The 11,619-nt window shown below is 59.1% G+C and carries 11 protein-coding genes; 2 read left to right on the forward strand and 9 right to left on the reverse strand.

Annotated elements, in window-relative coordinates:
* Window positions 1-186: 186 nt before the first annotated feature.
* The 5 genes from VF629_RS18260 to VF629_RS18280 all read right to left on the reverse strand — a co-directional run bounded on the left by VF629_RS18260 (window position 187) and on the right by VF629_RS18280 (window position 6,478).
* Window positions 187-894, reverse strand: a complete 708-nt coding sequence (locus VF629_RS18260; RefSeq protein WP_331059937.1) for a Crp/Fnr family transcriptional regulator — start codon at window positions 892-894, stop codon at window positions 187-189.
* Between the two features lie 187 nt (window positions 895-1,081).
* Entirely contained in the window at window positions 1,082-2,794 is a 1,713-nt protein-coding gene (gene odhB, locus VF629_RS18265) for a 2-oxoglutarate dehydrogenase complex dihydrolipoyllysine-residue succinyltransferase (RefSeq protein WP_331059938.1), read from the reverse strand.
* Between the two features lie 33 nt (window positions 2,795-2,827).
* Window positions 2,828-3,232 (reverse strand): HEPN domain-containing protein, encoded by a 405-nt coding sequence (locus VF629_RS18270; RefSeq protein WP_331059939.1) that lies wholly within the window; start codon window positions 3,230-3,232, stop codon window positions 2,828-2,830.
* On the reverse strand, window positions 3,213-3,542 hold the full coding sequence (locus VF629_RS18275) for a nucleotidyltransferase domain-containing protein (RefSeq protein ID WP_331059940.1): 330 nt from the start codon (window positions 3,540-3,542) through the stop codon (window positions 3,213-3,215). The genes VF629_RS18270 and VF629_RS18275 overlap by 20 nt, the downstream gene beginning before the upstream one ends.
* 11 nt (window positions 3,543-3,553) lie before the next feature.
* Window positions 3,554-6,478 carry a 2-oxoglutarate dehydrogenase E1 component gene (locus VF629_RS18280; protein WP_331059941.1) on the reverse strand — a complete coding sequence of 975 codons (2,925 nt, stop codon included), beginning with the start codon at window positions 6,476-6,478 and terminating at the stop codon, window positions 3,554-3,556.
* Between the two features lie 473 nt (window positions 6,479-6,951).
* On the opposite strand from VF629_RS18280, the gene VF629_RS18285 reads away from it, so the two are divergent.
* The gene (locus VF629_RS18285; protein ID WP_331059942.1) at window positions 6,952-7,455 is read left to right on the forward strand and encodes a hypothetical protein; all 504 of its coding nucleotides are present in this window, start codon (window positions 6,952-6,954) and stop codon (window positions 7,453-7,455) included.
* Between the two features lie 80 nt (window positions 7,456-7,535).
* On the opposite strand, the gene VF629_RS18290 is transcribed toward VF629_RS18285, so the two are convergent.
* The 4 genes from VF629_RS18290 to VF629_RS18305 all read right to left on the reverse strand — a co-directional run bounded on the left by VF629_RS18290 (window position 7,536) and on the right by VF629_RS18305 (window position 10,839).
* Window positions 7,536-8,723: an L-dopachrome tautomerase-related protein gene (locus VF629_RS18290; RefSeq protein WP_331059943.1), complete on the reverse strand. Its 1,188-nt coding sequence runs from the start codon at window positions 8,721-8,723 to the stop codon at window positions 7,536-7,538.
* 134 nt (window positions 8,724-8,857) lie between these two features.
* Window positions 8,858-9,796, reverse strand: coding sequence for an SHOCT domain-containing protein (locus tag VF629_RS18295; RefSeq protein WP_331059944.1), 939 nt, complete (start codon window positions 9,794-9,796; stop codon window positions 8,858-8,860).
* Between the two features lie 27 nt (window positions 9,797-9,823).
* Window positions 9,824-10,555, reverse strand: coding sequence for a hypothetical protein (locus VF629_RS18300; protein ID WP_331059945.1), 732 nt, complete (start codon window positions 10,553-10,555; stop codon window positions 9,824-9,826).
* Window positions 10,556-10,584: 29 nt separating this feature from the next.
* Window positions 10,585-10,839, reverse strand: a complete 255-nt coding sequence (locus VF629_RS18305) for a hypothetical protein (protein ID WP_331059946.1) — start codon at window positions 10,837-10,839, stop codon at window positions 10,585-10,587.
* A gap of 293 nt (window positions 10,840-11,132) precedes the next feature.
* Between VF629_RS18305 and VF629_RS18310 the strand changes: the two genes are divergently transcribed.
* Window positions 11,133-11,321 (forward strand): hypothetical protein, encoded by a 189-nt coding sequence (locus VF629_RS18310; protein WP_331059947.1) that lies wholly within the window; start codon window positions 11,133-11,135, stop codon window positions 11,319-11,321.
* The last annotated feature ends 298 nt before the right edge of the window (window positions 11,322-11,619 follow it).

An 11,619-nucleotide genomic window follows, 5' to 3' on the forward strand; every position in this document is an offset into this window, starting at 1 on the left:
CGGTAGACCATCCGGCAGTTAAGCACGGCAAAGCCCCAGGGGGGCGGCATTCGTTCCCGCAAGTGTCGCCCCCTGGGGCTTTAGCAACCCAACCCGTAACGGCCTTTGCTGCCCACATGCCGCCCCCCTGGGGCTCACCAAACTACTTCGCAACTTGGGTTATTATTAATTAACTAACCGGCATTATCAGTCGTAGAGTGATGATATCTGGTTCAGGCTCTGCAAATTCAGAATGGTCACCAGGCTGCCTTTGGTGGTGAGGATGCCCGCTTCTTTAAATTCTGAAATCAGCCGAGTGGCCGTTTCTTTGGCCGTGCCCACCATGGCCGCTAAGTCTTCGCGCGAAATGGCGATGCTGAACAGTTCCGTCTCTCCTTCCTTGCGAAAGGTGTAGTAGAGCAGCAGCAGGGCGCCGGCCAGCCGCTCGCGCACGGGCTTGTAGGCCAGGTTCAGCATCTGCACTTCGGCTTCGCCCAAGGCCCGGGCCATCATTTGCATCAGCGACACCGAGAATTGCATGTTGGACTGCCACACTCGGAAGAAATCGGCCCGCGGAATGAAACACACCGCGCAATCGTCAAGAGCCACGGCCGAGGTCGAGTACTTGCTGTCGCTCAACACCGAGCGAAACCCCAGCATGTCGCCGGCTTTCGACAGCCGAATGATTTGCTCTTTGCCGTCGCCGCTCGTTTTGGTAATCTTTATTTTGCCCTGGCGCACGCAATGCAGCCCCAAAGCCGGGTTGCCCTCCTGAAAAATGCGCTCGCCCTTCAGGTAATAGTGGGAAACCTTATTGGCCGAGATAAATTCTAATTCGTCGGTTTGGCAACAGCCCATTAACGGCCCTTTGCGGTTGGCGCATTCCAAACATTGAGGAGTAGCAAGTTTTCTCATAGGATAAATAGCAAGTGCTTATCACCCTCAAAGATAAAGCCGAGCTTAAAATATTTGCACTCCTATTCGTAGTTCATCGGGTGTTTGACCACTTTTACCGTTTAAGTAGTGGTTTTTGTCGGGCCAAAGAAAAAGGCCAGCCCTCGTGCGGAGAGCTGGCCTTTTTACTATTTTCTAGGTATGGGATTTACACACCCAGCAACAGACGCGTGGGGTCTTCGAGCAGTTCCTTCACCCGCACCAGGAAGCTAACCGACTCGCGGCCATCGATGATGCGGTGGTCGTAGCTCAGGGCCAAGTACATCATGGGCCGAATAACTACTTGCCCGTTCTCGGCGATAGGCCGCTGCACGATGTTGTGCATGCCCAGAATGGCCGACTGCGGCGCGTTGATAATCGGGGTGCTCATCATGGAGCCAAACACGCCGCCATTGGTGATGGTGAACGTGCCGCCGGTCATCTGCTCGATGGTGAGCTTATTGTCACGGGCCAAGGTGGCGAGACGCACCACTTCTTTCTCGATGCCGTCAAACGACAGCTGCTCGGCATTGCGAATCACGGGCACCACCAGGCCTTTCGGGGCCGAAACAGCAATGCTGATATCGCAGAAATCGTTCAACACGATGTCGGTGCCGTCAATCTGCGCATTCACCGAAGGCCATTCTTTCAAGGCCACACACACGGCCTTGGTGAAGAAGGACATGAAGCCAAGGCCCACGCCATTTTTCTCTTTGAACTTGTCTTTGAACTTGGTGCGCAGGTCCATGATGGGCTGCATGTTCACCTCGTTGAAGGTGGTGAGCATGGCCGTCTCGTTCTTCACCGACACCAAGCGGCGGGCCACCGTTTTGCGCAGGTTCGACATCCGCTCGCGGCGCTGGTTGCGGTCGCCACTGGCAGCTGGGGCGCTGGCCGTAGCTGTGGGGGCTGCAGCGGCGGGTGCCGCTTGCGGGGCGGGAGCAGCCGGGCGGGCCTGGGCGTTTTGGGCGTCTTCTTTCGTGATGCGGCCGTCGCGGCCGGTACCGGCTACGTCGGCGGCAGCAATGCCTTTCTCCCCCAGAATCTTGCCCGCAGCCGGCGAAGGAACACCGGTGGCATAGGTAGCCGCGCCACCGCTGGCGGGCGGCGATGCCAGCGCCGCTACCGGCGCTGCCTGTGCCGCGGGCGCTGCCGCGGCCGGGGCCGGCGCGGCCGGAGCGCCACTGCCGCCTTCAATCCGCGCTATGACGGTGCCGATGGCAATAGTTTGACCTTCTTTCACGGCGTGGCGCAGCGTACCGCTGCCTTCGGCGGGCAGTTCAAACGTGGCTTTGTCGGATTCTAGCTCGGCAATCACCTCGTCGCGGCTCACCTGGGCACCGTCGGGCTTCAGCCACTTGGCCACCGTTACTTCGGTGATGGACTCTCCTACCGTGGGAATTTTCATTTCAATCGAGCCACCGCCACCAGCGGCGGGAGCCGAACCGCCAGCCGCCGGAGCACCGGGCGTGGAGGGGTCTTTGCTTTCGTTGCCAGCGGGCGCGCCGCCGTAACCAGCCTGGTTGCTGGCCTGCGGGTTTTCCTCGCCCTTGGAAACGGGGTCGGCCGCCTGTGCAGGAGCCGGAGCAGCACTCGCAGCGGGAGCGGCCGCTGCCGGAGCCGGGGCGGGAGCTGCGCCGTTGCTGCCAGCGCCGTCGAGGTCGGCGATGACGGTACCGATGCCGATAGTCTCGCCTTCGGCCACCCGAATTTTCAACACACCGTCGGCTTCAGCGGGCAGTTCGAACGTGGCCTTGTCGGATTCCAGCTCGGCAATTACTTCGTCGCGCTTCACGGCCTCGCCGTCTTTTTTGAGCCACTTCGCAATGGTGACTTCGGTGATGGATTCGCCAACGGCGGGAATTTTAATTTCGAGGGGCATGGAACAGAACACCGCTCAACGCGGCTGAGGTGGTTAGGTTAAAAACTGAAGGGCCAAGGGGCGCAAACGGGTCTGGAACGCACGCGCCATGTTCAATAAATCGGCCGAAGTATGCCCCGGCGCATCATCTAACTCGTAGCGTAAATCAACGGCAAATTCCACTAAGGCCGCCGCCGCAACTTGCTCAGTTGCAGTGAAGCTAATAAATGGACTCAACTCGTTTACCAACCGCGCTAAATCGTGCGTGTAAGGCACCGGCAAACCCTGAATCACCAGAGCAGCTTTGAGATACTTCTCAACGGCTTGCTGGCAATGAAACCCGATGCTCTCGTAAAAGTGAGGCGAACTTTGCCAAATCACCTCCGCCACATCCAGGTCACGGTCAGCCGTCCTGACAAACATGTCAACCCGGGTCTGGTCAGGAGTTTGTGCTTGCATAAAGAATGCGGCCTTTTTGAATCGCCTGGGCCTCTACGGTGTAGTATAATGCTGTCCGGTTGGCCATTTCTTCGGGCGTCCGAATAATGATATCCATTGCTGGCGCATCGGTTCCCCACAGTAGCTGACGCACTGCAATCGAACGCTCAACCCGCTTGGCTTCAGCGTTATGTTTGATAATCAGCAAATCCAAGTCGCTGTGCTCAGTCGGCGTGCCATAGGCATACGAGCCAAACAGAATGATTCTATCGGGCTGGTAGCCTTCGACGATGCGCGACACAACGGCTTGGATTTGCTCTTCGGTTATCATTGAGGGGTGGGTCAATCGGTCACTTTGGCGTTGGCCACGGTCTCTTTGATGTTGTCGTCGGCCACAGCCTCTTTGGGCTTGTCGAACGCGCGGCCCACCAGTTCTTTCTGCTCTTTGATATGAATCTTGTTGTAGCCCGTGGCGGGCGAAGCAGACGGCTTGCGGGCAATGACGTCTTCCAGCTCGCGGCGCATGAAGCGCAGCATGTAGTTCCAGTAGCCCATGTTTTCGGGCTCCTCTTGCACCCAGTACAGCTTGGCCTTGCCGTACTTGGCCAGTTCGGCATCGAGCTGCTTTTTGGGGAAGGGGTGCAGCTGTTCGAGGCGCACAATGGCCACGTCGGTGCGGTTGGAGGTGCGCTGCTCTTCCAGCAGGTCGAAGTAGACTTTGCCCGAGCACAGCAGCACGCGCTTCACCTTCTTGGCTTCGGCAAACGTATCGCCCAGCACTTCGCGGAACGTGCCGCTGGTGAACTCCTCCACCGGCGACACGCACAGCGGGTGGCGCAGCATCGACTTGGGCGACATCACGATGAGCGGCTTGCGGAAGCTCCAGGTGAGCTGGCGGCGCAGGGCGTGGAAGAAGTTGGCCGGCGTGGTCATGTTGGCCACCACGATGTTGTGCTCGGCGGCAAGCTGCAGGAAACGCTCGGGGCGGGCGTTGGAGTGCTCCGGGCCCTGGCCTTCGTAGCCGTGGGGCAGCAGCATCACCACGCCGTTCATGCGCTGCCACTTGCTTTCGCTGCTCACAATGAACTGGTCAATCATGGTCTGGGCGCCGTTGGCGAAGTCGCCGAACTGGGCTTCCCACACCACCAAGGCCGTGGGGTTTGCCATGGCGTAACCGAATTCGAAGCCCAGCACCGCGTACTCGCTCAGCAGGGAGTTGAAAATGGTCAGTTTCTCTTGCCCCTCGCCGATGTTATTTAGCGAATTGTAGGGCGCCGAGGTTTCGGCGTCGTGCAACACCGCGTGGCGGTGCGAGAACGTGCCACGCTGCACGTCCTGGCCACTCACGCGCACAATGTGCTTCTCGTCGAGCAGCGAACCGTAGGCCAGCAATTCGCCGGCGGCCCAGTTCAGCACGCGGTTCTCGAAGAACATCTTGCGGCGCTCCTTCAGCAGGTTATCAATCTGCTTGAGCGGCTTGAATCCTTCGGGCAGGCTGGTTAGCGCGTTAGCCACGCGCTGCACCACTTCTTCGCTGATGCCGGTTTCGGGCGACTGGTCGAAGTCCTCGGGCTTGGAGCGGCGCAGGCTGCGCCACTCGTTTTCCAGCGCCTGGTAGTTATAAGGAAGCGGCTTCTGCTTCACTAGGTCCAGACGGGCCTGCAGCGTCTCGCGGAATTCTTTGTCCATCTGGGCCGCCAACTCGGCGTCCACATCGCCGCGCTGCACCAGCATGGCGTTGTACACCTCGCGCGGGTTCTGGTGCTTCGAGATGATGTTGTAGAGCGTGGGCTGGGTGAACTTGGGCTCGTCCGACTCGTTGTGGCCGTGGCGGCGGTAGCACACCATGTCGATGAAGATGTCGGCGTGGAATTGCTGGCGGTACTCGGTGGCCAGTTGCACGGCAAACACCACGGCTTCGGGGTTGTCGCCGTTCACGTGCACCACCGGCGCATCGATGATTTTGGCCAAGTCCGTGGAGTAAATCGACGAGCGGGCGTCCTCAAAGTCGGTAGTGAAACCAACCTGGTTGTTAATCACAAAGTGGATGGTTCCGCCCGTCTTGTAGCCTTCCAGCTGCGACATCTGCGTCACCTCGTAGCCAATGCCCTGGCCCGCCAACGCGGCGTCGCCGTGGATGAGGATGGGCAGAATCTGGTGGTAGTCGCCTTCGTACTGGTGCTCGATTTTGGCACGCACGAAGCCTTCTACCACCGGGTTCACCGCCTCAAGGTGCGAGGGGTTGGGCGCCAGCTTCAGATTCACTTTCTGGCCGCCGCTGGTCTCCACCTCGGAGCTGTAGCCCATGTGGTACTTCACGTCGCCGTCGCCCATCGTGAGGTCGGGCACGGCGGTGCCTTCAAACTCCGAGAAAATCTGCTCGTAGGTTTTGCCCATGATGTTGGCCAGCACGTTCAGGCGGCCGCGGTGGGCCATGCCAATCATCACTTCTTTCACGCCCAACTCGGCGCCTTTGCCAATGATGGCGTCCAGGGCCGGAATGGTTGTTTCGCCGCCTTCCAGCGAGAAGCGCTTCTGACCCAAAAATTTGGTGTGCAGAAAGTTCTCGAACACCACGGCCTCGTTCAGCTTTTTCAGGATGCGCTTCTTGTATTCCACGCCGGGGTTGAAAGACAAGGAGTCTTTCTCCACCTTCGCCCGGAACCAGTCCAGCACCTGCGGGTCGCGGATGTACATGTACTCGAAACCGATGGGCCCGGTGTAGATTTTCTCAAGTGCCGCTACGATTTCGCGGAGCGTGGCTTGACCACCTAGGCCCAACCCTTCGCCGTTCCGGAATACCGTGTCCATGTCGGCTTCGCTCAGGCCGAAATCTGACAGGTCGAGGCGGGCTTTACGGTCTTTGCGCTCGCGCACCGGGTTGGTTTTGGCGCGCAGGTGGCCGCGGCTGCGGAAGGCGTGGATGAGGTTGCGCACGGCCGTTTCCTTGTCGCTGGATACGGCTTCGCCGCTGCTTAAGCCAGGGGCATTGTTGGTAGAGGCAGCCGTTTGCAGCACGCCAAACCCGTCCTCTTGGTCACCGGTAGCGGCAGTGGTTTTGGGAGCCGCTGGCGCCAAAGTCCCATTGGTGGCGGTGCCGTTGCCGGGCACCACGGGCGCGCCTTCAGGAAACTGCTGCGAAAAGTCGAAGCCTTCGAAAAACTTGCGCCAGCCAAAATCAACCGATTCCGGGTTTTGCTGATAGGCTTGGTATAAGGTTTCAATGGCCGCGGCGTCGGCGTTGGCGATATACGAGTATGCGTCCATGGGAAAAACAGCTTATTGAGGCGTCACAAATGTAAGCGACCTAGTATACAGACAAAAACCTTTATGCGGTTAAACGAATGTGCTTATTCATCAACCTATTAAGCTTGTCGATAATTGACTTACCATTTGTTGGCTGGTCAATTTATAGATTTTTCGGCGGGAACACTCAATTCTGTTCTTACGCAGGGTGGCCAACTTTGAATCGTTTGCTTTGGCCAGCGCCCACACTCGACCTACCTGCTTAAGGGAGTATGCAATCTCCGATAAGTATAAACTTTCGACTATGTATCTGCCGCTTATAAGAGTTCAGGCGCATTTGCATTGAACATTTTATTTTTTTCGAACTTATCTAATAGTCAATTCGTTAAATATTTCCGCCCAGCCCAAAAGGCTGGATTGTGCCGATTGCGTCAGGCCGAAATGACGTGCGAACCAATCATTAATAGATGAACAGTGTACGGGTATTTTTAGACATGTTACTTGCTGCCGCGGCGTTGACTACGCCGCTTTTTAACTCCGCTTCTGCGCCCAAAGCCAAGACCTTCAAGCTTTCGGCGTATATGTCCCCGCTGACGACTGCACGGCGGACGGCCATGCCCCGCGTGGCCAAAGCCAAAGCGCTGGTTGCGCGCAGTCTTACCTACACCGTGACGGCTACCGTGTACGAAGCAGTACCTGGCCAGACCGACGATGAGCCGTTCGTGACGGCCGACAATTCACGCATTAAACCACACTACGGGAGCAAAAAGCGCTGGATGGCACTGTCGCGCGACTTGCTAAAAAAGTGGGGTGGGCAATTTGACTACGGCGACAAAGTGCGGGTGAAAGGCATTTCGCCCGAGCTCGATGGCGTGTACACCATACACGACACCATGAACAAGCGCCATCGTCACTGCATGGATATTCTGGCGCACACCAGCGAGAATCTGGACATTTTCACCAAGGGCGTGAAAATCCAGAAGGTGGCCTACCAGTAGCACATCCATCATCTACCATCAACAAAAAGGCCGCTCCTACTCAGGAAGCGGCCTTTTTGATTTACCAAATTTAAGTAAAGCTATTTCGGCAAGGCCATTTTGAAGATGCGGAAAGGCTGCCGAGGCTGGCCCACGCCCTTGTTCCAGTTGGGGGTTTTGTGGATGGCGGAATTGGCCACGTACAGGTTGCCATCGGCGGCAAAGCTGTAGGTGTCGGGCCACTGCAGGCGGGCGTCTTTGGCCACGGTCTCGATTTTTCCCTCGGGCGTGCGGCGGAGCAAGGCGCTTTGCTCGAAAGAAGTGAGGTAGACGTTGTTGGCCTGGTCAATTTCCAAGCCGTCGGAGGCAGGGATTTCGCCCACGGTTTCTACTTGCTGGGCCAGCTGCTCGGGGCTGAGCGCGGCGTCGCGCAGGGCCGCGGTTTTGATGCGGTAGAGCGTGTGGCCCGTGAGGGGGCAGTAGTAGAGGTAGGCATTGTCGGTGCTCAGCGCAATGCCGTCGGCGTTGAACTGGGCCGGTTTGCCTTGGGCGTCAATCATGGGGTGGCCTTCGGCTTTGATGACCAAGCCCTTCACGGCCTTGGTGGAGGGGTGCTTGTCGAGGAGCCGGCGAGACTTCAGGGTCTTTAAGTCGACAACCACCAGCGCGCCCAGGCCCGACTCGGTGAGGTAGGCGTAGTTGTTCTGCAAGTCAATCCGCACGTCGTTGAGGTAGGACTTGCGCGGCGCCACGCTTTCCGGAAAAGGAATGGTGAGCAAGACCTCGTTGGTTTTGGGGTCGGTTTTGACCAGCTTGGGGCCGCCGGGCACGGTGAACTTCAGGCCGGGCGAGGCGGGGTCGAGCACCCACACCATGCCCGACTTGTCGGCGAACACCGTTTGGGGGCAAATCCAGTGCTTCAGCGGCTCCGATTTTACCGAGTCGTTCCACACGCACCAGCTGGCGTTGGGGTAGGGTTTGAGCGTGCTGTTGGGGCCCACTTCGGCAATGGGGTACACGGGGTTGTAGTCCCACCGCGGAAAGCAGGCGAACACCTTGCCGCCCGGCGCCACGGCCACGCCCACCATCTGGGGGTCGGTGAATTCGGCCACGACCTGCAAGGGCGAGTTGGCGGCGGGGCCCGCACCGGCCGCTTTGGTGGAGTCGGCCACGGCAGCAGTGCCCGACACGTCGGAACTGCCCGACGGCGACGAACAGCTGCTCAGCAGCAGGCCAGCCGCCGCCGCAAGGGCAATGGCCCTCGGGAAAAGTAAGCGAGTGAAACGCATAAAAAGAATGAGTAGGTGTTGTGGAGAGGAAAAAGAAACCCCGGCCGTGTACACGGTCGGGGTTTAGCATACGGGCTGAAACGTCACTCGTTGGTTTGCCCGCAGGCAAGCTCAACTGTACACACCTACTTTAGTTAAGGACCAACGGAATCGGCAGGGGCCGGCGCGGGCGCGGGCGCGGGGGTTGCCACAGTGTCGCGGGCAGCGGGTGCCAGACGAGCCGGCAAGGGCGGGGCGGGGTTGGAAGGCACGACGCGCACGGTTTCGGGCGCGGTTTCAACCGGCAATACTATCTGCTCCGCTTGTGGGCCGGTTTCGATGGGCGCGGCCACCGAGTCGGCGGCGGTGAGGCTGGTGCTGGAAATCCGCTCGGAAGGTGGCCGGTTGAGCGACAAATACACCACCAACGACAGCAGCGCCAGCAACCCGCCAATGGACAAAATCAACGCCAGTGGGCTGCGGGGGGAAGGCCTTTCCGACTCGGGAAACTCGTCGGCCACCCAACCGCTCTCTTCCGGCGCGGGCGCAGGCGGCGGAACAAAGGCGACCGGCGGCGGAGTAGCTGCTATGGGCGGCGAAGTGAAGGCGGCAGGCGGCGGAGTGGATGCCGCAGGTGGCACCACCGGCGGAGGCGGGCTGGGAATTTCAGTGAACACGGGCCTGGCGGGCGGCACCGCGCTGGCGGGCCCAACCGGGGGCGCAGGTGCCGATGACTCTTGGCCAAGCGAGGACGAACGCAGCTCGGTGAAGGTGGAGGGCTGCGAAGCAACGGGCGCGGCCGGGATGGGCGCGACAGGCGCGGGCGTGACTGGCTCGATTGGCCGGTCGGCAACCGGAGCCACAGGAGGCGTTGGAGGCACGGGCGGCACCGAAGCCGAAGGGGACGCTGGGGTTACGGGTGAAACAGGTGCCACCGGTGGGGTTTGGGCTGCGGGCGGCGCGGGCGCCTCGGCGGCATTGCTGAACACCAGACGCTGCTTTAAGGCCTCGAATTCGGTGGGCGTGAGGGCACCGGCATCGAGCATCTCCTTGAGCTGGCGCAACGTGTCGAGGGGCGAAGATGGATTGTTCATGTCTCCTGAATACGGCCCGCGCGGCGGCTAGTTCTTCCGGTCGAGCGCCGACAGGCGGTCGCGGCGGCGCTGCAGGCGCACGCGGCTTTCTTCCAGTTGCTGAGCATTTTTAATCAGCGAAACCGAGTCAGACGACATCTGGGTCCGGTTTTCGATGTTCTTCTTCTTCAACTCCTCGATGCGGGCTAGGTTGGCCGTGGTGTTGGACTGTAGGGAAACCCGGTTTTTTTCGAGCTTTTCCCGCTCTTTTTCAACCGTCTTCAGCTTCTTTTCGGCCTCGGCAATCATGTCGCGGTAAGCTTTTAGACGGGCCGCGGTGGCAAAGCTCTGCACCATGGTCCGCATGGCGTTGTATTCGGTCGCGGTTTTGTCAGGGTCGAAGAAGGTGTTGTCGTCGAAGCCGCCGAAGACGGCTACCTCGGCCGTGGAATCCGTGGGGGCCACGATGGTGGCGTAAAGGTCCACCAGCTTGCCCGAGAGGGCGTTGGCCGGCGTCTGCTTGGCCATCAGCACGTCGCTCTTGCCAATGAGGCCCAGCACGCCACCGTTCTTGAACCTGATGTTGTAGCTGGACTTCATCCATTCCTGGAAGTAGTCGCGCACGTCGGTGGCTTTGCCATCTACCTGCACTTTAAAGGCCGCCCGAGGCTTCTTGTTGTAGTTCACGTCGCTGGCGCGCACGTCATATAATTGAGCCGAAACCGGAGCAGCGGCGAGCAGGCTGCACATAACCAGCAGCAGGACGTAGATTTTAGACATGAGACGAGGGTTGAGGGGTGAACCGAAACTTAGCGCATTTCCTGGCGGTCGAAGGCGGCCTGCAAGTCAGCGCGCATGTCCTGAAAGCGGGCAATGGCCGCGGTGAGAAATTCTTCATCGAGCAGCTCCCGCACCTCGGCGTCGGAACCGGTGAGCAGGTCCAGCTCCGCCACTTTGTAGGTCTGCTCCAGGTTGCCTTGCTCCAGCTTGAGCAGGAATTTGCCGTTCCAGGCCAGGAGCGTGATTTTGACGGCAGGGTGCGGGATGTCGGCGACGTGACGCATGGGACCGCAGATTGAACGGATTTCAGCAGATTAAAACGGATTTCTGTGGTTTCGAATCGCGGCAATAGCCCGGTCAAATCCAAAAACCGGTCGAATCTAGGTCTTATTTTTCGGTGTGAGCCTGCACCGCCACGTCTGCGCTCGGGCCGGAACCACAAAAATCCGTTTCAATCTGCTGAAATCCGTTCAATCTGTGGTCTAAGCTCGACCTAACTCCCGCGGCGCCCCCGGCGTAAAAAATATGGGCTCACGAGCCATGGGCCACATTTTTCACCTTTAAACATACCACTGCCATGCCTCAGGGAGACAAATCGAAGTATACCGACAAGCAGAAGCGCCAAGCCGAGCACATCGAAGAGGGTTACGAAAAGCGCGGCGTGCCCAAGGACGAAGCCGAAGCCCGCGCTTGGGCCACGGTGAATAAAAACGACGGGGGCGGAAAACAGCCGGGTGGCTCGGGCCGAAAAAAGTCTGAAAAGTAGTATATTAGCTACTTGTTCCGCTTCGGCGCCAACAATGGCTGTCACCCTCAACGAAAAGCCCCACCAGCGGTAGTTGGCGGGGCTTTTCGTTGCTCGTCGACGAAGCTGATTGCGCGAAGCTCACGGCGGCAGGCCCATTAAGTACTGCTTAGCGAGCCGCTGAAGCTTCTAAACACCTTTTTTTCTGGAGACCGTCCGGCCAGCGCCTTTATTATTAACGCTTCAGCCGCACCTACTCCCACTAGAATGTGTGGACACCAAGGATTCCCAATAAGAAAGAACGTCCTGCAGAGCGCAG

The organism is Hymenobacter sp. (assembly GCF_036388155.1).
Lineage (GTDB): Bacteria > Bacteroidota > Bacteroidia > Cytophagales > Hymenobacteraceae > Hymenobacter.

Bases quoted from the DNA above. Each gene is read 5' to 3' on its own strand.
- VF629_RS18260 (WP_331059937.1), bottom strand. From the start codon at position 894: ATGAGAAAACTTGCTACTCCTCAATGTTTGGAATGCGCCAACCGCAAA.
- odhB (WP_331059938.1), bottom strand. From the start codon at position 2,794: ATGCCCCTCGAAATTAAAATTCCCGCCGTTGGCGAATCCATCACCGAA.
- VF629_RS18270 (WP_331059939.1), bottom strand. From the start codon at position 3,232: ATGCAAGCACAAACTCCTGACCAGACCCGGGTTGACATGTTTGTCAGG.
- VF629_RS18275 (WP_331059940.1), bottom strand. From the start codon at position 3,542: ATGATAACCGAAGAGCAAATCCAAGCCGTTGTGTCGCGCATCGTCGAA.
- VF629_RS18280 (WP_331059941.1), bottom strand. From the start codon at position 6,478: ATGGACGCATACTCGTATATCGCCAACGCCGACGCCGCGGCCATTGAA.
- VF629_RS18285 (WP_331059942.1), top strand. From the start codon at position 6,952: ATGTTACTTGCTGCCGCGGCGTTGACTACGCCGCTTTTTAACTCCGCT.
- VF629_RS18290 (WP_331059943.1), bottom strand. From the start codon at position 8,723: ATGCGTTTCACTCGCTTACTTTTCCCGAGGGCCATTGCCCTTGCGGCG.
- VF629_RS18295 (WP_331059944.1), bottom strand. From the start codon at position 9,796: ATGAACAATCCATCTTCGCCCCTCGACACGTTGCGCCAGCTCAAGGAG.
- VF629_RS18300 (WP_331059945.1), bottom strand. From the start codon at position 10,555: ATGTCTAAAATCTACGTCCTGCTGCTGGTTATGTGCAGCCTGCTCGCC.
- VF629_RS18305 (WP_331059946.1), bottom strand. From the start codon at position 10,839: ATGCGTCACGTCGCCGACATCCCGCACCCTGCCGTCAAAATCACGCTC.
- VF629_RS18310 (WP_331059947.1), top strand. From the start codon at position 11,133: ATGCCTCAGGGAGACAAATCGAAGTATACCGACAAGCAGAAGCGCCAA.